This is a genomic window from Nonomuraea sp. NPDC003214, from assembly GCF_053590035.1.
This window is the reverse complement of sequence record NZ_JBSFSX010000026.1, coordinates 25,279-46,531: the sequence shown is the minus strand read 5'-3', so window position 1 is coordinate 46,531 and position 21,253 is coordinate 25,279. Positions and strand designations below refer to the sequence as shown.

22 protein-coding genes and 2 pseudogenes are annotated in these 21,253 nt (G+C 68.9%); 10 read left to right on the top strand and 14 right to left on the bottom strand.

The window, feature by feature from the left end; translation table 11 throughout:
* Positions 1 to 263 precede the first annotated feature (263 nt).
* The 3 genes from ACWDXC_RS42745 (at position 264) to ACWDXC_RS42735 (ending at position 3,643) form a co-directional block, all read left to right on the top strand.
* Complete coding sequence (locus ACWDXC_RS42745; protein ID WP_449992420.1) at positions 264 to 1,121, top strand: ABC transporter ATP-binding protein; 858 nt, start codon at positions 264 to 266, stop codon at positions 1,119 to 1,121.
* Positions 1,118 to 2,683, top strand: coding sequence for an ABC transporter permease (locus ACWDXC_RS42740; RefSeq protein ID WP_449992418.1), 1,566 nt, complete (start codon positions 1,118 to 1,120; stop codon positions 2,681 to 2,683). Before ACWDXC_RS42745 ends, ACWDXC_RS42740 begins: the two co-directional genes overlap by 4 nt.
* A gap of 246 nt (positions 2,684 to 2,929) precedes the next feature.
* On the top strand, positions 2,930 to 3,643 hold the full coding sequence (locus ACWDXC_RS42735; protein ID WP_449992415.1) for a universal stress protein: 714 nt from the start codon (positions 2,930 to 2,932) through the stop codon (positions 3,641 to 3,643).
* 4 nt (positions 3,644 to 3,647) lie between these two features.
* On the opposite strand, the gene ACWDXC_RS42730 is transcribed toward ACWDXC_RS42735, so the two are convergent.
* Both ACWDXC_RS42730 and ACWDXC_RS42725 read right to left on the bottom strand, forming a co-directional pair.
* Positions 3,648 to 3,842, bottom strand: a complete 195-nt coding sequence (locus tag ACWDXC_RS42730; RefSeq protein WP_449992413.1) for a hypothetical protein — start codon at positions 3,840 to 3,842, stop codon at positions 3,648 to 3,650.
* Positions 3,843 to 4,056: 214 nt separating this feature from the next.
* Positions 4,057 to 4,923, bottom strand: coding sequence for a universal stress protein (locus tag ACWDXC_RS42725; protein ID WP_449992410.1), 867 nt, complete (start codon positions 4,921 to 4,923; stop codon positions 4,057 to 4,059).
* Between the two features lie 466 nt (positions 4,924 to 5,389).
* Here ACWDXC_RS42725 and ACWDXC_RS42720 point away from each other — a divergent pair, with 466 nt between their 5' ends.
* The 3 genes and pseudogenes from ACWDXC_RS42720 to ACWDXC_RS42710 form a co-directional block, all read left to right on the top strand.
* Positions 5,390 to 5,902 carry an RNA polymerase sigma factor gene (locus tag ACWDXC_RS42720; protein ID WP_449992407.1) on the top strand — a complete coding sequence of 171 codons (513 nt, stop codon included), beginning with the start codon at positions 5,390 to 5,392 and terminating at the stop codon, positions 5,900 to 5,902.
* Positions 5,899 to 6,951, top strand: a complete 1,053-nt coding sequence (locus ACWDXC_RS42715; protein ID WP_449992404.1) for a CU044_5270 family protein — start codon at positions 5,899 to 5,901, stop codon at positions 6,949 to 6,951. Before ACWDXC_RS42720 ends, ACWDXC_RS42715 begins: the two co-directional genes overlap by 4 nt.
* 144 nt (positions 6,952 to 7,095) lie before the next feature.
* Positions 7,096 to 7,691: pseudogene (locus ACWDXC_RS42710) on the top strand (IS256 family transposase); the annotation flags it as partial.
* Positions 7,692 to 7,693: 2 nt separating this feature from the next.
* On the opposite strand, the gene ACWDXC_RS42705 reads toward ACWDXC_RS42710, so the two are convergent.
* The 8 genes and pseudogenes from ACWDXC_RS42705 to ACWDXC_RS42670 all read right to left on the bottom strand — a co-directional run bounded on the left by ACWDXC_RS42705 (position 7,694) and on the right by ACWDXC_RS42670 (position 12,908).
* Positions 7,694 to 8,626 (bottom strand): magnesium transporter, encoded by a 933-nt coding sequence (locus tag ACWDXC_RS42705; RefSeq protein ID WP_449992401.1) that lies wholly within the window; start codon positions 8,624 to 8,626, stop codon positions 7,694 to 7,696.
* Between the two features lie 68 nt (positions 8,627 to 8,694).
* The gene (locus ACWDXC_RS42700; RefSeq protein WP_449992399.1) at positions 8,695 to 9,396 is read right to left on the bottom strand and encodes a CBS domain-containing protein; all 702 of its coding nucleotides are present in this window, start codon (positions 9,394 to 9,396) and stop codon (positions 8,695 to 8,697) included.
* Complete coding sequence (locus ACWDXC_RS42695; protein ID WP_449992396.1) at positions 9,393 to 9,998, bottom strand: CBS domain-containing protein; 606 nt, start codon at positions 9,996 to 9,998, stop codon at positions 9,393 to 9,395. Before ACWDXC_RS42695 ends, ACWDXC_RS42700 begins: the two co-directional genes overlap by 4 nt.
* 2 nt (positions 9,999 to 10,000) lie before the next feature.
* Positions 10,001 to 10,678 carry a CBS domain-containing protein gene (locus tag ACWDXC_RS42690; protein ID WP_375075252.1) on the bottom strand — a complete coding sequence of 226 codons (678 nt, stop codon included), beginning with the start codon at positions 10,676 to 10,678 and terminating at the stop codon, positions 10,001 to 10,003.
* A gap of 100 nt (positions 10,679 to 10,778) precedes the next feature.
* On the bottom strand, positions 10,779 to 11,234 hold the full coding sequence (locus ACWDXC_RS42685) for an acetate--CoA ligase family protein (RefSeq protein WP_449992393.1): 456 nt from the start codon (positions 11,232 to 11,234) through the stop codon (positions 10,779 to 10,781).
* Between the two features lie 157 nt (positions 11,235 to 11,391).
* Entirely contained in the window at positions 11,392 to 11,556 is a 165-nt protein-coding gene (locus ACWDXC_RS42680) for a CoA-binding protein (RefSeq protein ID WP_449992391.1), read from the bottom strand.
* A gap of 118 nt (positions 11,557 to 11,674) precedes the next feature.
* A pseudogene (locus tag ACWDXC_RS42675) lies at positions 11,675 to 11,866 on the bottom strand (hypothetical protein); the annotation flags it as partial.
* 88 nt (positions 11,867 to 11,954) lie between these two features.
* A complete protein-coding gene (locus ACWDXC_RS42670; protein ID WP_449992389.1) occupies positions 11,955 to 12,908 on the bottom strand; it encodes an Acg family FMN-binding oxidoreductase in 954 nt (317 codons plus the stop codon).
* Positions 12,909 to 13,124: 216 nt separating this feature from the next.
* Between ACWDXC_RS42670 and ACWDXC_RS42665 the strand changes: the two genes are divergently transcribed.
* Complete coding sequence (locus ACWDXC_RS42665; RefSeq protein ID WP_375075255.1) at positions 13,125 to 13,652, top strand: hypothetical protein; 528 nt, start codon at positions 13,125 to 13,127, stop codon at positions 13,650 to 13,652.
* Between the two features lie 228 nt (positions 13,653 to 13,880).
* Here the strand turns inward: ACWDXC_RS42665 and pflA are convergent, their stop codons facing one another.
* From pflA to ACWDXC_RS42645, 4 genes are all read right to left on the bottom strand, one after another.
* Positions 13,881 to 14,606 carry a pyruvate formate-lyase-activating protein gene (pflA, locus tag ACWDXC_RS42660; protein WP_449992386.1) on the bottom strand — a complete coding sequence of 242 codons (726 nt, stop codon included), beginning with the start codon at positions 14,604 to 14,606 and terminating at the stop codon, positions 13,881 to 13,883.
* 10 nt (positions 14,607 to 14,616) lie between these two features.
* Complete coding sequence (gene pflB, locus ACWDXC_RS42655; RefSeq protein ID WP_449992383.1) at positions 14,617 to 16,863, bottom strand: formate C-acetyltransferase; 2,247 nt, start codon at positions 16,861 to 16,863, stop codon at positions 14,617 to 14,619.
* A 100-nt stretch (positions 16,864 to 16,963) separates the two neighbouring features.
* Positions 16,964 to 18,004, bottom strand: a complete 1,041-nt coding sequence (locus tag ACWDXC_RS42650; protein ID WP_449992380.1) for a zinc-dependent alcohol dehydrogenase family protein — start codon at positions 18,002 to 18,004, stop codon at positions 16,964 to 16,966.
* A gap of 93 nt (positions 18,005 to 18,097) precedes the next feature.
* Entirely contained in the window at positions 18,098 to 18,781 is a 684-nt protein-coding gene (locus ACWDXC_RS42645; protein ID WP_449992378.1) for a CBS domain-containing protein, read from the bottom strand.
* 223 nt (positions 18,782 to 19,004) lie between these two features.
* Here ACWDXC_RS42645 and ACWDXC_RS42640 point away from each other — a divergent pair, with 223 nt between their 5' ends.
* The 3 genes from ACWDXC_RS42640 to ACWDXC_RS42630 are packed head-to-tail and all read left to right on the top strand — an operon-like array spanning position 19,005 to position 20,867.
* The gene (locus ACWDXC_RS42640; RefSeq protein ID WP_375075212.1) at positions 19,005 to 19,847 is read left to right on the top strand and encodes a universal stress protein; all 843 of its coding nucleotides are present in this window, start codon (positions 19,005 to 19,007) and stop codon (positions 19,845 to 19,847) included.
* Positions 19,844 to 20,347: a CBS domain-containing protein gene (locus ACWDXC_RS42635; RefSeq protein ID WP_449992375.1), complete on the top strand. Its 504-nt coding sequence runs from the start codon at positions 19,844 to 19,846 to the stop codon at positions 20,345 to 20,347. Before ACWDXC_RS42640 ends, ACWDXC_RS42635 begins: the two co-directional genes overlap by 4 nt.
* Before the next feature lies 1 nt (position 20,348).
* Entirely contained in the window at positions 20,349 to 20,867 is a 519-nt protein-coding gene (locus tag ACWDXC_RS42630; protein ID WP_449992372.1) for a flavodoxin family protein, read from the top strand.
* Positions 20,868 to 21,253: the final 386 nt, after the last annotated feature.

Below are 21,253 nucleotides of genomic sequence, written 5' to 3'. Positions count from 1 at the left end.
GCAGGTGGTGGCCGTCACGCCTGATACCACGTCGGCTCGATGGACCTCGCGCCGGGCGCATCCGCACAGTTCGGTGGACCGGCACGCCCGGCTGGAAGACGTCCAACCGATCACGGCCCAGGTCCCAGTCTTCCGCATCACGGCCCAGGAGAAGGCCTTTCGGCCCTGCCCGGCCCAGCTTGGGCGAATCAATCTAGAAATCGGATGGAGGGACCGACATGTCAGCGGTGATCGTAAAGGGACTGTGCAAACAGTACGGGACGGTGAAAGCTGTCGACGAGGTGAGCTTCACCGTCGAACGCGGAGAGGTGTTCGCACTGCTGGGGCCGAACGGCGCGGGCAAGACCACCACCGTGGAGATCCTGGAAGGGCATCGGGGGCGCGATGCCGGCCATGTGTCGGTGCTTGGCTTCGACCCGGCCACCGGCGAGCGGGCCTACCGCGAGCACATCGGGATCGTGCTGCAGGAGGCCGGGTTCGAGGAGGAGTTCTCCGTCTTCGAGCTGGTCCGCCTGTACGCCGGCTTCTACCCGCACCCTCGCGACCCGGGCGAGGTCATCGAACAGACAGGTCTCAAGGACAAGTGCGACGCCCGCGTGCGGACGCTCTCCGGTGGGCAGCGGCGTCGCCTGGACCTGGCGCTCGGTCTCGTCGGGCGTCCTGAGGTGTTGTTCCTGGACGAGCCCACCACCGGTTTCGATCCCTCGGCCCGGCATCACGCCTGGGAGCTGATCGACGGGCTGCGCTCGTCCGGCACCACGATCCTGCTCACCACCCACTACATGGACGAGGCCCAGCACCTGGCCGACCGGGTCGCGGTGCTGCGCGCGGGCCGCGTGATCGCTTCCGGCACGCCGGACACGCTCATCGCGGCCGAGCACACCAGCGTGCTGACCTTCCGCCTGCCCAAGGGCACGACGGCGGCCGACCTGCCGCCCCTCACCGGCCACATCGAGGCGCGCGGCCCGGCGGTAACGGTCGAGACCAAGCAGCCCGCCCGCGACATGCACGAGCTGACCGGCTGGGCCCTGGAACGCGGCACCGACTTGACCTCCCTCACCTTGGCCCGGCCGTCGCTCGAGGACGTCTACCTCGACCTGGTGAGCGAGGAGACATCATGATCGCACGGCTGGCCTGGCACGAGACCCTCTCCTTCGCCCGCAATCCCATGGCGGCCGTCTTCACTGTTGCGATGCCCCTGCTGATGACGGTGATCGTCGGTGCCGCGGTGGGCAACCAGGCCGTCCAGCCCGGCTCGGACGTGCGGGTGATGCAGTTCGTCATCCCGGTCATGGCGGTGTTCGGCGTCGCCCAGGGCTGCTTCGGCGCGCTGGCCATCCGCCTGGCCGACCTGCGCGACCGCGGCTGGCTCAAGCGGTTGCGTGGCACGCCGGTGCCTGCCTCGGCGGTGCTCGCAGGGCTGGCCGGGGCGTCGCTGGCCATCGCCACGGTGACGGTGGCCGCGCTGCTGGCCGTGGGCGTCGTCTTCTACGACACCCAGATCGTATGGCGTACGCTGCCCGCGCTGCTGCTCACCCTGCTTATCGGGGCGGCGTGCTTCACCGCGCTCGGCTTCGCGGCGGTCGCGCTCGTGCGCAACGCCGCGGCGGTGCAACTGCTCGGCACCGGCCTGCTGCTGGCGCTGGCGTTCGTCTCCGACGTCATCCTCATCGGCGCCCGGCTGCCCGCCTGGTTGGACGCCGTGGGCTGGGTCTTCCCGCTGCGGCATCTGGCCCATGCCGTGCGCGACGCGATGAACCCGTTCCTCGCCGGAGCCGGCTTCTATGCCGACCACCTGGCGGTGCTGGCGGCCTGGGGGATCGGCGGTGCGGCACTGGCGGTGTGGCGCTTCCGCTGGGAACGCGCTCCGGCGCGGACGGCGAAAGCTTCCGCGTCGATCACGTGGCGGCCTCGCCGGCAGGGCCGTCCTTCGCCGGTGTCGCTGCTGGCCGGTCAGGTCGCGCACGCGCTCTCCGGGCTGCGCCGGGATCTGTCCACCGCGTTCTTCACCATCATCCTGCCGGTGCTGCTCCTGGCGCTGATCTCACTGATCTTCACCGACGCCCGAGTCTCAGGGGTGCGGCTGGCGGTGTTCATGCTGGCCGCGATGATCACATATACGGTGGGCGTGGCGTCCTACGTGAACATCGCCGAAGCCACTTCCGGTGACCGTGAGCGCGGCGTGCTGAAACGGCTCGCCGGCACTCCGCTGCCGCATTGGGCCTACCATGCGGGCAACCTCACCACCGCGCTGCTGGTCAGCATCGCCACCGCCATGGTGCTGGCGCTGGTGGCGGCGCTCGGCTACGGCGTCAGGATCGAGCCCGGCATGATCCCCTGGATGCTCGCCGCGATCGTTGCCGGAGCGTCGTGTTTCACCGTCCTCGCAGCGCTTGTGGTGGCGCTCGCGAGCAAGCAGCAGACGGTCAACGCGATCACCCTCGGCACCTTCCTGCCCCTGGCCTTCGTCTCCGACGTCTTCGTCATCGGAGGCGAACTGCCCGGCGCGCTCCGCATCATCGGTGATGTCTTCCCGCTCAGGCACGTCTCCTACGCGGTCCTCGCCGCACTGGATCCGGCGGGACGGCCGCGGCCGTGGACCGACCTCGCCGTGGTGACGGCGTGGACACTGGGCGGGATGGTGGTCCTCGCCGTGGTGAACGCCCGGCGAAGGGCCGCTTGATTCCCGCTTTCCCGCCGAATGGATGTTGACGGGCGGCTCCAGCCGGCTGGAACCTTTAGAAGGCCGTTCTCACGCCAGGTGAGAGTTTCCTGGACGTCCCCGAGTGCCAGGTGCGGCGGGCAGTGCCGGACGACCCCGGCACCAAGGTCAAAAGTCCCTGCCGGAGGCGGCCGTGGATGGGCACGCTGGTGGCACGCCCACCCTGGTGTCGCAGCGGCCCCTGAGGGGCGGGAGAGCATAGCATCCATGTCGAGACAGGAGGCCATGGTTATGAACCAGATCGTGCTCGGCTACGACGGCTCTGACTTCTCCATGCAGGCACTGGACTGGGCCATGGACGAGGCCGAGCTCAGGGAACTGCCCCTCACCGTCTCCCACGCCTGGCAGTGGCCCTACGGCGAGGCGGAGGAGGAGGCCAAGGCCCACCTGCGCAAGGCTGCCGAACACGTGCTGTGGCACGGTGCTGAATGCGCCCGCCAGACCAGCTCCGGCGTCCGCGTCGAGACGGACCTCCACGAGGGGCCCGCCGCCGAACGCCTCGTCGAGCTCTCCCAGGACGCCACGCTTGTCGTGGTCGGTTCAAGAGGACTCAGCGCACTGCCCAGAGCCGTCGTGGGCTCGGTGGCCGGATATGTCGCCACCCACGCACGCTGCCCCGTCATCGTCGTGCGAGGGCCAGGTCCGTTGCCCGCCGCCACGCATCCGGGCCCCATCGTCGTACCCGAGCGCGAACCCGACGCCTCCGTGCTGGAATTCGCCTTCGACGAGGCAACTCTGCGCCAGTTGCCGCTCGCCCACACGACGGACCTTGCCGAGTGGGTGGCGCGCCATCCGCAGGTACGGGTCCAGCCCGCCACCGACCACCAATCCGCGACCCTCCTGGTCGTCAGCCGCAAGCATGCCGCACATGCCGGCTCCCTCCTCCAGCACGCTCCCTGCCCGGTCGCTGCGGTGGGATGAGCCGTCACTGCGCCATGAGTTCGGTCACCGGCCAGCGCGGACGCGTGCCGTAGCCGAGTCTGATGATCATCTGAGGGCGTTCCCGCCGGTGGCGCCGACGCATATCCCGCAGGTCGGGCAGCTGGCTCAGGCACAATACCGACATGTCGTACCGAGCGGCCAGCAGCAGGACCCGCTCCAACGCCTGGCTGACCCGCAATTAATCGGGGGTGATCGTCCATGGTGGTCAGCACCGCCAGCCGTGGCCGCTTCTCGAAGCCTGCCTCGTACTCCTGTCGCCGAAGTCCCTGACCGGGGACTGGTCCCAAGACGTGCGGTCCGCACACGTGGTCGATCGGTCGGTCGTAGTCTGCGCCCGGGGTCGTCCTGGCTGCCACCTCGGCCCGGTAGACGTGACTTCATTCTTCCTGGGGTCAGATGACGAGGCCAGGGACTACAGCAACGGGGCCAGGGGCGTATTCGACCGCTGCCCTGACGACGGAGCCCAGATGGCCGTGGTGCCGGGTTCGGTCAGCGCCGACGACCAGGAGACTGGCCTGGGGAGATGCTGCACGAAGCACTTCTTTGGCTGGGGCTACAACGGCACGGGTCTCCAGATGAGTCTCCGGATGACAAGCACGCCAGGGCGCCAAGCGCTCCTCCATCCGTTCCTGGCCGGCTCGGGCGAGGGCTTCGATGTCAGGCACGGGTGCCATCGCCACGCCCCAGGCCATGTGCTGCAGGTGGACGGCGTGCACGGCCAAGAGCGGAAGCTGCCTCAACCCGGCCTCGTCGAAGGCGAACTGGACTGTCTCGTCGGGCGTGGTCGGGCTCAGGGCCAGGACCATGGGGCCGGAAGGTGCGGGGCCGGCGGGCAACGGTCCGGAACCGCGCACGATCACCACGGGAGCCTGGGCATGGGCTGCCACGTAGCTGGCTACCGACCCCACGACCGACCTCGTCAGAGCCCCCAGCCCCCGGGAACCGACCACCACGAGTTCCGCGTCGGCTGACAGGTCGACGAGGCGCTCGGCCGCCGAGCCCTCGTACAGATCTGCTTTGACGTCGGTCAGCGTGCTGGAGGATCGTGCGCAATCGGCGCCATGGAATAGCACGTGCTCCGCCGCGTTGCGCAGGTCAAGTTGGGCCTCCCGCTGCGCCTCGCGGTAAGGCCAGCGCCACGCGTGGGTGACCGTGAGCGGCAATCTCCTCAGCTCGCACTCGCCGAGTGCCCACTCCAACGCTTGCATCGAAAAGTCCGAGCCGTCGTAGCCCACGACCACCCGGTGGAGATCAGACATCGTTCTCACCTCGCATCCGTTGCCCGAGACGGGCCCTCACCCCTCGATTCCCGAGTCCCAGCGTGAGAACCAGCATTCCGATGTCTCCGAGTACCTACGTGCCATTCCCCTGTCAGAGCCCGGTATGGCGAACTCCGGCATGGATGTCCATCTCCGGTGAGCGAGCCTTCCTATGCCTCGGTTCCGGTACCGATCGCCAGTCACCTGCATCTGCCAGGCTCGTTCGCCTGCCGTGAGAACGGTTACAGCGGATCTCCCGGCTAGATGTACTGCCCATAGAGGTTGAGTACGGGGACGACACAGACTAGCGGTGTCCGGTCGATGCGCTCCCAGCTACACCAGCCCCGGCGACGGTATGGCGTCCGGACCACGGGGTGAGTAGGCAAACTGCTCATAGCCAGCTGCCACACTCCGCGAGGTGCCGGACATTTACCAGGTGTCAGGCACCCTTCGGCAAGGAGACTCTGTGACACACCGAGATCGCTTCGAAGCGGTCTATGACGCGTACTACCCGGCAATACACCAGTACGCCGCCCGCCGTACCGGTTCGCCCGACGACACGGCCGACGTCATCTCCGAGACGTTCCTCACCGCCTGGCGGCGCATCGGCGACGTGCCTGAGGGTGAGGAGGCGCTGCTGTGGCTGTACGGGGTGGCCCGCCGCGTACTGGCCAACCAGCAGCGCGGCGAAGCCCGCAGGGCCGTGCTCACTGAGCGGCTACGTGCGGAACTGGCAGCCGACCGGCCGGTCAGACAAGTCGATCTGGACCATGTTCGCGACGCCTTCGACAAGTTACCCGAACGCGACCGCGAGGTCCTGGCACTGGCCTGCTGGGAGGGCCTGACCAGCCAGCGGATCGCCAAAGTTTTGGGGTGCACGGCTATTGCCGCCCGGACCCGGCTGCATCGGGCGCGCAAACGGATGGCGGCGGCGCTGGAGCGGCAGGCGTCCATGACAATCGCGATGGGGGAAGCATGAGCGACATCGACAACCTGGTAAGGGCCATCGACCCGGCACCACACGCGCCGGATCAGGGGCCCGGCGCGCGCGAACTGCGTGCGGCGATCATGGCCACTCAGACGCGCCCGCACCGAGCGGTCCGGCGTCTGCCGTGGCGGGCCGGTGCCATCGGGCTCGCAGCGGCCGCAGCCGCAGCCGCGACGGCGGTCTTCCTCGGCCAGGTTACCCTCACCGCATCGCCTTCTCCCACGGTCACACCCGGCGGCACCGTCCTGTCGGGCACGTCGATCCTGCTGGCCGCCGCTGCCAAGGCCCAAGCCGCCCCAGAAGGCGCCTACTGGCATCTCAAGCAGCTGTACGTGGGCTCGGCGGGACCGTACGGCCAGAACGGCACCACCTATCGTCTGGAAACCTCGTACCTCTCGGAGACGTGGGTGGCCAAGGATGGCCGAGGCTGGATCGGACGCAGGCAGCTGGCCGCACGCCCCCTGGATGTGGAGGCATGGCGCCGGGACGGCTCGCCGACCGAATGGGAGATGGGGAAGGATGGGGGCGTCTACTCCACCTCGCCCGGCGAGGGCACGCTCACCCGGCTCAAGGGGGAGCAGAAGCTCTACTGGAGTGCCATGCCCCTGACCCTGAAGGAGATCGAGGCGCTGCCCGTCGACCCCGAAGCGCTGAAGAAGCGGGCCGCTGAGGCCATCCGTAGCGATCAGGATTTCGCCGGTTCGGTGGAGGACGGCCTGCCGCCCACCTTGGCATCACTCCTGTACGAGCTGCCGGCCTCCCCACAGGTGCGCAGCGCCGCCTACCAGGCGCTGGCGACGCTGCCCGCAGTGCGGGTCGAAGGCCGGACCACCGATCCGCAGGGGCGTCCGGGCGTCTCCGTGACCTTCCCGATCCAGATGGGCCAAGCCACCCAGGGCAGACTGATCATTGACCCCGACACCTCCAAAGTGCTGACTTTCCAAATCACCGGTGGCATGCCGCAGGTAAAAGACCGGGTCACCATGGTGCTGGAGTCAGGCTGGACTGACACCCGGCCATCCCCGCCCTCCGCCGAGTGAAGGCCGCGGGGCTGGCCGACCGCGGGCGCGGGCACTGTAAAAAATAACGGCGGATCTGATGATCAAGGAAGAGAAGCTTGATGTCCAAGACCGCCGTGGAGTCGCTGTCCATGAACGAACTGCCTGTCGAGCCCGGACCGCTCGATGACGGACGAGCAGCTGATCTCGATGCTCGTCAATCGGGCCCGTAGTGAGGGGCTGCAACTGATCGGCGAGGGTGGCCTGCTGAAGCAGCTGACCAAGCGGGTGCGCAGCGGCAACAGCCGCAACGGCAGCCGCACCAAGACCGTGGTGACCGACGGTCAGCCCGGTGAAGGTTCGGATGCCGCGGCATGTGGCGGGCACCTTCGAGCCCCAGCTGGTGCGCAAGCGGCAGCGCCGGCTGTCCGGCGTGGACGAGATGGTCTTGTCCCTGTCGGCCAAGGGGCTGACCCATGGGGAGATCTCCGCCCATCTGGCCGAGGCCTACGGGGCGAACGTGTCCAAGCAGACCATCTCCACCATCACCGGACAAGGTCATGGACGGCATGGCCGAATGGCAGAACCGGCCGCTCGATCGCGCGTACCCCGTCCTGTTCGTGGACGCGATTAACGTCAAGATCCAAGACGGTCACGTCGCCAACCGGCCCATCTGCCTCGTCATGGCTGTCACCGTCGAAGGGCACCGCGACATCCTCGGCATCTGGGCCGGCGACGGCGGCGAGAACGCCAAGCACTGGCCGACCACGTTGAAGGAGCTGAATCAAGTGAAGGCCAGAGCAATGAGCAGGTAGACCGTGATGGAAATCAGGTCCTGGGCGACGGTCGCCAGGGGCCCGGAGCCGAAAGCAGGGTCATGGCCCAGCCGGTTGAGCAGCCAAGGCAGGCCCATGGCCAGCATGGAGGCCACGGAACAGGCGGCAAACAACGCGATGGCCGCCGTCATGGCCACGCCCGTATCGCCATACATCAGGGCAAAGGGCAGGAAAGCTGCTGCCATCGCGAGGCCGATGATCAGCCCGGTGATCGCTTCTCCTCGGGCCAGCCGGCGGATGGAGACTCCCACCGACAGGCCCCGCACGACCACCGCCTCCGTCTGGGTGCCCACGGCATCAGCGAGGTAGACCACGCCCGGCAGGAAGAATGCCAGCGTCACGTTGGCCGAAAGGCGCTCTTCGAAGGACCCGACGATGCCCGCCGATACCATCGCACCGGCCAGCCCGATCATCAGCCAGGGAATACGGTGCAGGAAGCGGCGCCGCACCGACTCCTCAGCGGCGCTCCTGGCCTTGAGGCTCCCGCTCAGCCTGGCGAGGTCCTCATCGTGCTCCTCCAGCAGGACACGCAGTAGCCGGCGCCGGGGGATGAGCCCTTGGAATCGGCCATCTTCAGCCACGACGGCCAGACTGCTCTCTCCGTGCTGCACAGCTCGCCAGGCTGCCACCTCCTGATCCACGCCGGGCAGCACGATAGGCGGATCAAAATCGGCCAGTTCCGCCAGCGGAGTGTCGTGCGGTGCGGCAAGCAGATGCTCGATAGGGATCATCCCCGTGAGACGTCCTGCCGCATCCAGGACGACGATGTCAGAGGCACTGTCGAACCTCTCGCCCAGCAGTCGCTCGCGTGCCTGGCCTGCGGGCACATCCGGGGCGAACACAGGGACATGGGTGACGACATGCTCAACGGCTGTGGCCATGCCGCCATGATGCCGGGAACGGACTGGCCGGTCAGCAACACCGATGACTGAACGGCAGGATCGCAGAGTCAAGCTCCGCCCCACATGGGGAAGTTGATGATGTCGTCGTGCCTCCAGTGCAGCTCGTCGTGCACGGCCACCACACCGTCGATGCTCTCGGCCATGCGGACGGCGGTGATGGCCTTGCTGTGCTCGTCGAACGTTCCCGACAGCGTGACGACACCGCCGGTCACCGTGACCTCGAGCCCGGTGACGCCGCCTCGTCCGGCGTGGATCGCCTGCCTGACCTGACGCTCGATGTCCTTGTCGGGACGGAGGAAGACCTTGATCAGATCGCGTCGGGTGATGATCCCGACAAGCTTGCCGTCGGTGTCGACGACGGGCAGACGTTTGACGCCGTGCTGGTCCATGATCCGGGCGGCCACAACTACGGAAGTGCCGGGGGTGGTGACGTGGGCGGGGGACGTCATCAGTTCGCCGGCGGTCTCGCCTAATGCCTTGTAGAAGCCGCTGCCTTCGCTGCTGACGGCGTGGCGGATGCGGGCGCGCAGTGGTGGACGGTAGGCGTCGCCGTAGTACCGCGTCTTGAACTCCTGCTTGGCCAGGAGGTCAGCTTCGGAGACGACACCCTTGACGTGGTTGGCCTCGTCGACGACGGGCAGGCCGCTGACGCCATGCTCGACGAGCTGCTCGGCGACGGTGTGGAAGGAGGCGTTCTGCTCGACTGCTGTCACGTCGGTCGTCATCACGTCCTGGACGGTGGTTCTCATGGCTGCTCCTTGACATGTCTCACCCGGGTGATTCCGGGCACGGTGTGGGCGAGGAGGTCGGCGATGTGGTCGTCATACTCATGTGGCGGGCCGCTCAGCTCCGCAACGCCGTCGTGCACGGTGACGTCCCAGCTCGGGCCCGAGGGGTAGTGTTCGCGCAGCGCCGTCACGACGGCTTCACGCAGCTCGGAGTCCGGACGGGCAAGCATGGAGATCAGGTCGCGGCGGCTGAACATGCCGACGATCGCGTCACCTCGGACGACAGGCAGGCTCTTGATCCGCCGGCTGACCATGAGGTCGATGGCGGCGGTGACATCGGTGGTCTCGGCGACCGTCGTGACGCGCTCCGTCATGACCTCCGTCACTAGGCGCGGCGGGGGTTCGGACGAGGCTCCGGCGGGCCGGATGGTGGCCCGCGGATCGGGCTCGAACTCGCCGCGCAGCAGGTCCAGCTCGCTGACCACGCCGACCAGGCGGCCGGTGTGATCGACGACGGGGGCGGCGGTGATGTCGTGTTCGTGCAGCACCCGGATGGCCTGCCGCACGCGGTCGGTGCGGCGGACCGTGATGACCGGGCTGCTCATGACTTCGCGTACGAGCATCGCTACTTGGCCTCCCACTTGCTGTCGTCGGTCTTCCACATCACCTTGTCCACCACGTCCACGACACCGTTGACGCGGGTGGCCAGGCGGGCGGCGAGGCCGGCCTCGGTGCGGCGCTCCATCCATCCGGACAGCGTCACCACACCGTCGGTCACCTCGACGCGTACGCCTGAGGTATCTACCCACAGGGCTCGGTCGAGGATGTCGTCGCGAATCTCGGCGGCGATGGCGTCGTCGCTGCGCAGGAACAGCTTGACCAGGTCGCGTCGGCTGACGATCCCGGCCAGGCGACCCTCGGCGTCGAGAACCACGAGGCGCTTGACATCGCGGGCGTCCATGAGGCGCGCGGCGGCCGCGACCGGCGCATCAGCGGTGATGCTGATCGGCGGGCTGGTCATCAGTTCGGCGGCGGTGTCGCCTTCCGCCTTCTGGCGGCCCTTGGGGTGGCGCAGCCGTGCGCGCAGCGGCGGCCGGTAGCCCTCGCGATAGAACTGCTCGCGGAACTCTTCCTTGCGCAGTAGATCGGCCTCCGACACCATGCCGATTACCTGCTTGTCGTCCACTACCGGTACGGCGCTGATGGCGTGCTCGATCAGAGTCTCGGCGATGTCCTTGAACGGCGTGTCAGCGGTGACGGACACGACGCCGGTCGTCATCACGTCTGCGACGGTCTTGCGCATGGTGGGTCAGCTCCTTCTGTTGGTCTTCCATCGCTTTCATCACAGCTCCGGGAGCGAGTGCGATGTAGGGCCGGAAGTCCCGGACGGCTGCAGTCGTTGGTCAGCGCAGGCGCCGGAGCAGTGGTGAGGGCGGGGGATCACAGGCGGCCAGTCTGATGCGCGCGTCCACCGTGGTCGCGCCTTTCGGTGTGACGACGACCGGGTTGAGGTCGAGCTCGGCTACCTGGGGGAAGTCCTCCAGCAGCCGGCCGATGCGTTCGAGTTGCCCGGCCAGGGCCGGTATGTCGACGGGTGGCGAGCCGCGGTAGCCATGCAGCAACGGGGCACAGCGCAGTTCTTCGATCATGGCTGCCGCGTCCGCGACGGGCGGTACGCGGAAGGCCCGGTCAGCCAGGAGATCGGCCATCACCCCGCCCATCCCGACCATGACGAGCGGTCCGAAGGCGGGGTAGTTGACGCCGCCGATGTCGCTCTTGTGCACCGGGCCCTTGGCCTTGAGCACGATGGGAAAGCCGATCCGTGCGCCTGCCGCCGCGGCCGCCTCGGCGTCTTCCACCTCCGAGGATCGCACCGGTCTCGGCGAATCTCAACGTCAGCACTACCAGTCCGGCCACTCCGGCGCTCGCGCAGTCGCGTGCCACCTCCAGTACGTGCCGGGCGGGGTCGGCCACGACTGCCAGATCCACGCCATCGGGGACCTTGGCCTGGCACGGCTACCCGGCCACCTCGGAAGCCTTCGGGTTCACCGCGTCAATCGGCCTGGGGAAACCGCCGTCGAGCAGATTGCGCAGCACCTTGTGTCCGACGGCGGCCTCGTTTCGGCTCGCGCCGATCACCGCGACGGAACGGGGGGTGAGCACCCGCGCCAGGGACGCCATTTCGGCCTCGTGATCGCGAGCGGCGATGCTCGCACGGAGCCGCAAGGTGGTCTTGACGGCGATGCATCGCGTGGTTCTCGGCCAGCACGTCGGCCACCAGTTCCCGCACGCCGTGCTCGGCAGCGTCCAAGGCGGCGTGCTCGAGCAGCAGCGTACCGAGGCCGTGTCCGTGGACGGCGTCGTCCAGGAGAATGGCCAGATCGGCGGTGCGACTGTCGACGGGAATGTACTCGGCGAGTGCGACCAGCCGCCCCCGGAAGCCGGCCACCAGCGCGCGGCCACGATATTTGGCGCTCGTCAGACGGTCCATGTAGGCGTGTGCCGTGTTGCGGCCACCGGTGAAGAATCGCAGGTACGTCGTATCCCTCGGACATGGCAGATCTCCTCTTGTCCCGGTCTCAGGCGGTGCCGAGCTCGGTCGCGGGGCGGCGTGGGCTGCGGGCCACGGGCGGTCCGTAGCCGAGGCGGATGATCATCTGGGGATGGCCGCGCCGGTGGTGGGGGTCGCGGCGGTTACGCATGTCCCGCAGGTCGAGTGGCTGATTCAGGAACGACGCCGACACGTTGTGCTTGGTGGCGACCAGGAGCACCCGCTGCAGAGCTTGACCCGCCCGCAGCCAGTCGACGGGCCGATCGCCCATGGTGGTCAGCACCGCGAGTTGTGGCCGTGCCTCGAACCGTGCCTCGCCGTACTGCCGCCCGAAGTCCCGCACAGGCGCCGGGTCCCGCAGCGCGTGTGGCCCGTGTGCGTAGCCTGGAACGCCGTCGTAACGTGCGCCCGGCATCGTCCACGCGGCCAGTTCGGCGCGGTAATCGTGGTCGCGGGTCAGCTCGTCCTCGGCGATGGCGGCATAGTCCAGCATGTCGGCCGTGGCGTGGCGGTCGAGGAGCACCAGACCTGCGCCCTCCCGTGAGGCGGCCTGGCGAAGCTCGGCCAGCACCGCACGTGGCAGAGCACGATCGGCGAAGGGCCGGCGGCTGGTGCGGCGTGCCGGGATGAGGTCGAACAGCTCGCGACACCTGTCCGGTACGGGCGACGCCGGGCCTACGCGCACGGCCGCCAGCAACTCGGGCTCTTCTTCGGGTGACGGCAGCAGCCACACCATCGGCCGCTGCCCCGCCGTTCGCATGGCCAGGCGGAGGTTGAACAGGGCCGCGCCGCAGCTCACGTACTGGTTGCGGCCACGCGGATCGCTGATGCGCAACCGCCGTTGGGGATCGGCGAGCACCTCGATGAACTCCCGGCCGACCACGCGGAAGCGCCAGGGCTGGGTGTTGAGTACCGACGGCGCTTGACCCGCCGCCACCAGCAGCCGCCGGACGCCGAGCTCGTGAGCGAGTGAAACGGACATCACGCACCTCCTACGCCGACGCTTCCGTATCGGATCGGCGCCGGGTGAGTGCCGGACGGCCCACACCCGCCTGCCGAAGGTCACTGCTAGGCAACCAGCGGGGAGAGGACCAAGGTCCTCTCCGCGAGAGGCGGACGGCACTCAACGCGAGCGGCTCGGAACGATGAGATGTAAGCGAGACAAGGCCGCACAGCACAACGGAAAGGGAGGCCCGCCATGGCCACCACCATGCACAAGCCCGTGATGGAAACCAGCGCCGGCAAGGCGGCGCGGACCCCCGTCGACTATGTCTGGGCGGCTGCCCGGATCGCGATCGGGTGGGTGTTCCTGTGGGCGTTCCTGGACAAGACCTTCGGGTGGGGATTCGCCACTCCGGCCGAGCGGGCCTGGCTGGCGGGCGGCAGCCCGACGACCGGGTTCCTGAAGGGCACGGGCGAGAACGCGCTCGGCGGCTTCTTCTCCGGCCTGGCCGGTCAGGCGTGGGTGGACTGGCTGTTCATGACCGGTCTGCTCGGCATCGGCCTGGCGCTGATCCTGGGCGTCGGCACCCGGATCGCCGCAGGCGCCGGCACCGCCATGCTGGTCCTGATGTGGGCGGCCGAGCTGCCCCTGGCCAACAATCCCTTCATGGACGACCACATCATCTACTCGATCGTCCTCATCGGCCTCGCCCTCACCGGCGCCGGGACAACGTTAGGGCTCGGCAAGCTGCCCATTGTCCAGCGCACCCCCTGGCTCAAGTAGCGGATCGACTCACCCGCCCGCCCCGCACCCGGGGGCGGGCGGGTTGTCGTTTGCGCCGGTAGTCCTCGCGGTAGCTGCCCTTGGTGGTCCCGTCAGTACCGTCCTCCGCGCCGGGAGGGAAACCGCGCACGATGCCCGCGCGTGGCGGGGAGCGGCTCCGGCCTGCTGCGGTGCGCCGGCCGTCCCTGTGCGTCTCCGATGCACTCGATGGGGCCACCGCGCGAGTGGTCAGACGCTGGTCACGCCGTGGGCGCGGAACTGGGCGTGGACCCGGCTGAGCAGAGCCTGATCGGGGGGTGCGACGTGCGCCAGGGGGAAGCGCAAGCCGAGGCGTTCGTACTTGGCTGTGGCCATGCGGTGGAAGGGCAGGACATCGACCCGTTCGACGTTGCCCAGGCCGGCCACGAAGCGCGCCAGGCCGTCCACGTTCTCGGGTGCGTCGGTGAGCCCGGGGACAAGCACGAACCGTATCCACGTCGGGCGGCCGAGCTCCGCCAGCCGGTGAGCGAAGCGCAGCGTTGGTTCGACCGGCCCGCCGGTGACCCGCCTGTAGGTGGCCGGGTCGTAGGACTTGATGTCGAGCAGGACCAGATCGGTGTCGGCCAGCATGGAATCGGTGGCGCGCACGCCGAGGAGGCCGGAGGTGTCCAGCGCGGTGTGCAGGCCGCCGGCGTGGCAGCGGCTCAGCAGCTCGGCGGTGAAGCCGGGCTGGAGCAGCGGTTCACCGCCGCTGACTGTCACCCCACCGCCGGCTACCGAGATGAAGCGCCCGTACTTGCCGATCTCATCCATGAGCTCGTTGACCGTGACCTGGCGGCCGTCGCGCATCCGCCAGGTCTCGGGGTTCTGGCAGTACTGGCAGCGCAATGGACAGCCCGCGGTGAACACGACGAAGCGGGTGCCGGGGCCGTCCACGCCGACTGACAGGTCCCAGGAGCTGACGGAACCGTTCATCTCTGACCGGTCACAGCGAGCCGTGGAAGGTGCGGTTGATGACGTCGCGCTGCTGGTCGGGGGTGAGGCGGACGAAGTTGACCGCGTAGCCGGAGACGCGGATGGTCAGCTGCGGGTAGCGGTCGGGGTGGTCCATGGCGTCCAGCAGGACCGCGCGGCTGAGCACATTGACGTTCATGTGGAAGCCGCCTGCGTCGAAGTACCCGTCGAGCACGCCGACCAGGTTGTCCACGCGTTCGACCGGTGTGCGGCCGAGGCTGTCCGGGGTGGCGGTGTTGGTCAGCGAGATGCCGTCGAGGGCCTGGTCATAGGGGACCTTGGCAACCGACAGGGCAGAGCCGATCATGCCGTGGCGGTCGCGGCCGTTCATCGGATTGGCTCCGGGCGCGAACGGCTCGCCGGTGCGGCGGCCGTCGGGGGTGTTGCCGGTGTGCCTGCCGTACACGACGTTGGAGGTGATGGTGAGCACGGACTGAGTGTGTTCGGCGTCCCGGTACGCGGGGTGCTTGCGAATCTTGGCCATGAACGAGCGGACCAGGTCGACGGCGATGGCGTCGGCGCGGTCGTCGTTGTTGCCGTAGGCCGGATAGGCGCCCTCGACTTCGTAGTCGACGGCGAGGCCGGTGGCGTCGCGGATCACCCTGACGCGGGCGTGCTTGATGGCCGACAGGCTGTCGGCGGCGACGGACAGCCCGGCGATGCCGCAGGCCAGGGTGCGCTTGACCGGGTAGTCGTGCAGCGCCATCTCAAGGCGCTCGTAGGCGTACTTGTCGTGCATGTAGTGAATGATGTTGAGGGCGTTGACGTAGGTGCGCGCCAGCCAGTCCATCATCCGGTCGAAGGCGGCGGTGACCTGCTCGTAGTCGAGGACCTCGCCGGTCACCGGCGGATGGACGGGGCCGACCTGCGCGCCGGTGATCTCGTCGCGGCCGCCGTTGATCGCGTACAGGAGCGTCTTGGCCAGGTTGACGCGGGCACCGAAGAACTGCATCTGCTTGCCGACCGGGGCGGCCGACACGCAGCAGGCGATGGCGGTGTCGTCGCCGGTGCGGGGCCGCATCAGCTCGTCGCTCTCGTACTGCAGGGCGCTGGTCTCGATCGACAGTGCGGCGCAGAACCGTTTGAACGGCTCGGGCAGCCGCCTCGACCAGAACACGGTCAGGTTGGGTTCGGGCGCTGGGCCGAGGTTCCGCAGCGTCTGCAGATAGCGGAAGCTCGTCCGGGTGACCAAGGGACGTCCGTCCTGCCCGAGGCCGCCGATCGACTCGGTCACCCAGGTGGGGTCACCGGAGAAGAGCTGGTCGTACTCCGGGGTGCGCAGGAAGCGGACGATGCGCAGCTTGATGACGAAATCGTCGACGAGTTCCTGCGCCCGCTCCTCGCTGATCCAGCCCTCGGCGAGGTCTCGTTCCAGGTAGATGTCTACGAACGTGGAGGTGCGGCCGAGCGACATGGCGGCGCCGTTCTGCTCCTTGACAGCGGCCAGGTAGGCGAAGTACAGCCACTGGATCGCCTCGTGCGCGGTGGCAGCCGGGCGGGAGATGTCGTGGCCGTAGGCGGCTGCCATCTGCTTCAGTTCGTCAAGGGCACGGATCTGCTCGGCCAGCTCTTCCCGGTCGCGGATCACCGCGTCGGTGGCGTCCGAGTCGTCCAGCGAATGCAGCTCCGCCCGCTTGGCCTCGATCAGGCGGTCCACACCGTAGAGCGCGACGCGCCGGTAGTCGCCGATGATGCGGCCGCGGCCGTATGCGTCCGGCAGGCCGGTGATCAGGCCCGCCTTGCGAGCGCGCAGGATCTCGGGAGTGTAGGCGTCGAACACGCCGTCGTTGTGAGTCTTCCGGTACTTGCTGAAGATTTCCTTCACCACCGGATCGAGCTTGTACCCGTAGGCGGCCAGCCCGGACTCGACCATGCGCAACCCGCCGGCGGGCATGATGGCACGCTTCAGCGGCGCGTCGGTCTGCAGCCCCACGATCAGCTCACGGTCGGGGTCGATGTACCCGGGGCGGTGAGCTGTGATGGAGGACGGGGTGGCCGTGTCGACGTCGTGGACGCCTCGCCGCCGCTCCTCGGGGAAAAGCGCCGTCATCCTCGCCCACACGGCTCGCGTCCGTTGGGTGGGGCCGGACAGAAAGCTTTCGTCGCCGGTGTACGGCGTGACGTTGGCCTGGATGAAGGCGTGGACGTCCACCTGGTTCCGCCAGGCAGTGCCGTGAAAGCCGCGCCATGCCCCGAACTCGATCGCCGTGGTCGCCATCGTTCCCCCTTCGGATCGGATGTCCGCCTTCACTCTGCTCGGACGAGGGCCCGCTCGCCGCGGCCCAAAGGCATCCGCGAGCGGGACCAAGGTCCTGCCGTCATCTGCGCGACAGGACGACCTTGAGCGCTCCGGTCGACCGCGGGTCGGAGAACGTCTCGTAGGCCGCGGGCATCTCGTCCAGGGCGAAGCGGTGGGTGATGAACCGAGTGGGATCCAGCCGTCCGGCGGCGATCATGTCCAGCAGCGCCGGGGTCGAGTAGGTGTCTACCAGGCCGGTGGTGATGGTCACGTTGCGGATCCACAGATCCTCGAGGTGCAGCGTCGCGGGCGCGCCGTGGACGCCGACGTTGGCGACGTGGCCGCCGGGGCGCACCAGGCGGGTGCACAGCTCGAACGTCTCCGGGATGCCGACGGCCTCGATGGCGACGTCCGCGCCCAGGCCGCGGGTCAGCTCGCTGACCGCGGCGGCCGCGTCGTCACCGGTCCCGACGAGCAGGTCGGCGCCCAGTTGCTTGGCCGCCTCCAGCCGCGCGGGGGCGGGGTCGACGGCGACGATGTGACCGGGCGTGAACAACTGCGCGGTGGTGATCGCCGCCAGGCCGATCGGGCCGGCGCCGACGACGACGACCGTGCTGCCCGGTTGGACGTGGCCGTTGAGCACGCCCACCTCGTAGGCGGTGGGCAGGATGTCGGCGAGCATCAGCGCCGCCTCGTCCGTGACGCCGTCGGGCAGCAGATGGGTGGAGGTGTCGGCGAACGGCACCCGGACATACTCGGCCTGGGTCCCGTCGACGCGGTGGCCCAGGATCCAGCCGCCGCCACCCAGGCACTGACCGTACATGCCGGTGCGGCAGTAACGGCAGCGCCCGCACGCCGAGATGCACGACACCAGCACGCGGTCACCCTGCTTGACCGTGCCGACGGCCGCGCCGGTCGCCACGACCGTGCCGACCGCCTCGTGCCCGAGGACGGTGCCCGGCCGCACCGCGGGCACATCGCCCTTGAGGATGTGCAGGTCGGTGCCGCAGATGGTGACCGCGTCCACCCTCACGACCGCATCGGTCGGCTCGACGAGTTGCGGGTCGGGAGCCTCCTTCCAGACACGTTGTCCAGGCCCCTGGTAGATCAGCGCTTTCATGGCGCCTCCTCGGTGTTCTCGCTCGTGGTCTCGTCTCCACGCTTGTCCAGCACATGGTCGGCGGCCAGGGTCAAAGGTCCCGCCGCGGGGAGGTCAGGTGTCGTCCTCGTCCCACAGCAGCTCGTTCAGGACGTCCACGACCCCGTTGACCCGCCTGCTCGAGGTGGCGAGCAGCACGGTGTCGGTCCGCGTCCTGGCCCGCCCGCTCAGGATCACGACACCTCGTGTCACACTGATCCGCACTCCGGAGGTGTCCAACGTGGCGGCGTGATCGAGGATGTCCCGCCGGATCTCGCGAGCGATCTCCTCATCCCGGCGGATGAGCACCTTGACCAGGTCATGCCGGCTGACCGCCCCGGCCAGGCGCCCTTGCTCGTCGACGACCGGCAGGCTCCGCACGCCGTGTTCGTCCAGCAGCCTCATCGCGTAGACGGCCGCGACCTGCCCGCGCACGGTGACAGCAGGAGCCGTCATGATCCCCGCCGCGGTGTCCGCGCAGGCCTTCGCCCTGCCCCGGCCACGGCCGGGCGACAGATACCGGCGCAGGCGTGCACGTAGCGAGGGCCGGTAACCCTCGCGCCGGAACTGCTCCTTGTACTCCTCCTTCGGCAGCAGATCCGTCTCGGAGACGACACCGATCACCCGGTGCTCGCCGTCGATCACAGGGACGGCACCCACCCCGTGTTCGACGAGGATCTCAGCCACCTCCTTGAACGGCGTGTCGACGCCGACCGACGGCGTTGGCGTGGTCATGACGTCGCTGACTGTCATGCGCATGACGACCTCCTGTGCTGGGGTTCCACTCTCATGACAGCTCCAGGAGCCACCGCGGAGGCAGAGCCTTTGGTCCTTGCCCGGGGAGCCGGACGGCCAGGTGATGTGTGCCGTCTTCCTGATCGGGACCAATGGCGGCGGCTTCCGGGACTTCCTCCTCCGGTGCCGCGTCGCCGCCGCGGCGAGGCTGGCGGCAAGAGATCCCCCAGCATGAAGGAGCTGTGCGATGACCGGTCAGATCGTGGTCGGTGTGGACGGGTCCGCACCGGCGACCGCGGCGGTGGAATGGGCCGCCGCCGACGCTCAGCGGCGCCGGCTGGACCTACGGATCGTGCACGTGTGCGAGCAATGGCCCTACGCCGAGGGCGCCGAGTACTGCACAGGCACGCTGGAGGCCGCCGCCGATCGGGCGCGCGCTCTGGGCAGCGGCGTCAAGGTGACCACCGAACTGCTGCCCGGACATGCGGTCGATCAGTTGATCGCCGAGTCCGCGTCGGCCGACAGCCTGGTGCTGGGCAGCCGCGGCCTTGGCGGGTTCACCCGGCTGCTGGTCGGCTCGGTGAGTATCGCCGTGGCGGGGCACGCCGCCGGTCCGGTCGTCGTCGTCCGCGCCCCGCGCGTGGTCGAGCACGGCAGGGTCGTGGTCGGCTACGACGGCTCGGAGCACTCGCGCGCCGCCATGGAGTACGCCCTCGGGCAAGCGCGGGCCCGCCGGGCGCAGCTGCACGTGGTCACGTCCTGGCAGGCGCCGACCTTCTTCTCCCCGTACGCCGTCTCCTACAACAGCCTGATCGAGCAGGCGATGAAGGAGGAGAGACGGGCGGCGCGCGAACGTGTCACCCCGTGGCGGCTCGGCAATCCCGACGTGGTCATCACCGACGAACAGTCACACTCTCACCCGGTCGCCGCTCTGATCCACGCGGCGGAGTCGGCCGACCTGCTGGTGGTGGGATCGCGCGGGCGGGGCGGCTTCGCCTCGGCGGTGCTCGGCTCGGTCAGCCACGGCGTGCTGCACCACGTGACCTGCCCGGTCGCCGTGGTCCGGCACCGCGCGGGGGAGGAGTCATGAGCGTCGAGTCGATGACGGCGGGGCAGGTGATGAGCCGCATCCTGGTGGCCGTCAAACCGGCGGAGTCGCCGCTGATGGCCTGGGAACTGATGCGCCGGGCCGGCGTGCATCACCTGCCGGTCGTCGACGGGCGGCAGGTCCTGGGCATCCTGACCCGCGAGAAGTTGGCCGCGTCCTGGTCCGGCGGACCGCAGGAGCAGTCCACCCGTTCGGTGCGCGAATTGCTGGACAAGGGGCGCAGGCCGTGGGTAGGCCCGGACGCGCCGCTGGTACGGGTCGCGGCCGTCATGCTCGACGCCGACGTCGATGCCGTGCCCGTCCTGACCGGCGACGGCCTGATCGGTTTGATCACCGCCCGCGACGTGGTGTCCGCGGTCGCCGGCCGCACCGAAACCACGGACGAGCCGGGCGATGTACTGACCGGCATGTTCCATCTCGAACCGGTCCTGCCGTCGCGAGACGTACCGGTTCCGCCGACACGGAGCTGGAGGGAGGCGTGACATGGACGCACTCGTGGTCTACGAGTCCATGTTCGGCAACACCCGGAAGATCGCTGAGGCGGTGGCGGAGGGACTGGCCACCCGGATGCGGGCCGAGGTGACGGAGGTCGGCACCGCGCCCTCCCACGTGGGACCGGAAATCGCGCTGCTCGTGGTGGGCGGGCCGACGCACGCCTTTTCCATGAGCCGCGCCTCCACCCGCCGGTCGGCAGCCGAGCAGGCGGCCGGGCCACTGGTCTCCCCGGGGAGGGGCGTGCGGGAATGGCTGGCCGCGCTGAGCACGTCCTCGGCCGCCCTCGGCTCGGCTGCTTTCGACACCCGCGTCGCCAAGCCTCGCCTTCCGGGCTCGGCCGCGCAGGCGGTGGCCCGGCGGCTGCGGCGTCTCGGCATCAGGTCCGTCGCTCCGGTGCAGAGCTTCTACGTCACCGGTACGCAGGGTCCTCTGGTGGAGGGCGAGCTAGATCGAGCCAGGCGATGGGGGGAGCGCCTGGCCGCGTCGTTCCCCGTGCCCGCTCCTTGACCAGCTTTCAGGCGCCCGGCGGTCCACACCGCCGGGCGCCTTGTCATATGTGGCGGGCATCGGGTGAGGAGTGCAGGATCCGGTTGGGGCGGGCGGCGGCGTCAGCAGGTCACCGGCGTCGAGTGGCTGGGGGCTAAGGAAGTGGCACAGCGGCAGCAGATACAGGGTCGCCCGCTGCACGACGAACACGTTCGCCATGCCGATGTTCGGCACGTCGCAGGGCGGGGCCGTCGTTTTGCCCCTTCGCCAGCCTCGCGAGGACACTGGCACGAGAGAGGTTCTGGACGATGTCGAGCTTCTGCTTCGTGCCCATGTTCGTGTCACTCGCTGTCCGCCACGAACCGCGCCACAAGCACGCTTCGCCGTCACAAATGCTGCCGACCTCT

Bases quoted from the DNA above. Each gene is read 5' to 3' on its own strand.
- ACWDXC_RS42640 (WP_375075212.1), top strand. From the start codon at position 19,005: ATGACCGGTCAGATCGTGGTCGGTGTGGACGGGTCCGCACCGGCGACC.
- ACWDXC_RS42630 (WP_449992372.1), top strand. From the start codon at position 20,349: ATGGACGCACTCGTGGTCTACGAGTCCATGTTCGGCAACACCCGGAAG.
- ACWDXC_RS42740 (WP_449992418.1), top strand. From the start codon at position 1,118: ATGATCGCACGGCTGGCCTGGCACGAGACCCTCTCCTTCGCCCGCAAT.
- ACWDXC_RS42695 (WP_449992396.1), bottom strand. From the start codon at position 9,998: ATGCTCGTACGCGAAGTCATGAGCAGCCCGGTCATCACGGTCCGCCGC.
- pflA (WP_449992386.1), bottom strand. From the start codon at position 14,606: ATGAACGGTTCCGTCAGCTCCTGGGACCTGTCAGTCGGCGTGGACGGC.
- ACWDXC_RS42650 (WP_449992380.1), bottom strand. From the start codon at position 18,004: ATGAAAGCGCTGATCTACCAGGGGCCTGGACAACGTGTCTGGAAGGAG.
- pflB (WP_449992383.1), bottom strand. From the start codon at position 16,863: ATGGCGACCACGGCGATCGAGTTCGGGGCATGGCGCGGCTTTCACGGC.
- ACWDXC_RS42680 (WP_449992391.1), bottom strand. From the start codon at position 11,556: ATGGCGTCCCTGGCGCGGGTGCTCACCCCCCGTTCCGTCGCGGTGATC.
- ACWDXC_RS42735 (WP_449992415.1), top strand. From the start codon at position 2,930: ATGTCGAGACAGGAGGCCATGGTTATGAACCAGATCGTGCTCGGCTAC.
- ACWDXC_RS42725 (WP_449992410.1), bottom strand. From the start codon at position 4,923: ATGTCTGATCTCCACCGGGTGGTCGTGGGCTACGACGGCTCGGACTTT.
- ACWDXC_RS42705 (WP_449992401.1), bottom strand. From the start codon at position 8,626: ATGGCCACAGCCGTTGAGCATGTCGTCACCCATGTCCCTGTGTTCGCC.
- ACWDXC_RS42690 (WP_375075252.1), bottom strand. From the start codon at position 10,678: ATGCGCAAGACCGTCGCAGACGTGATGACGACCGGCGTCGTGTCCGTC.
- ACWDXC_RS42700 (WP_449992399.1), bottom strand. From the start codon at position 9,396: ATGAGAACCACCGTCCAGGACGTGATGACGACCGACGTGACAGCAGTC.
- ACWDXC_RS42645 (WP_449992378.1), bottom strand. From the start codon at position 18,781: ATGCGCATGACAGTCAGCGACGTCATGACCACGCCAACGCCGTCGGTC.
- ACWDXC_RS42665 (WP_375075255.1), top strand. From the start codon at position 13,125: ATGGCCACCACCATGCACAAGCCCGTGATGGAAACCAGCGCCGGCAAG.
- ACWDXC_RS42715 (WP_449992404.1), top strand. From the start codon at position 5,899: ATGAGCGACATCGACAACCTGGTAAGGGCCATCGACCCGGCACCACAC.
- ACWDXC_RS42670 (WP_449992389.1), bottom strand. From the start codon at position 12,908: ATGTCCGTTTCACTCGCTCACGAGCTCGGCGTCCGGCGGCTGCTGGTG.
- ACWDXC_RS42635 (WP_449992375.1), top strand. From the start codon at position 19,844: ATGAGCGTCGAGTCGATGACGGCGGGGCAGGTGATGAGCCGCATCCTG.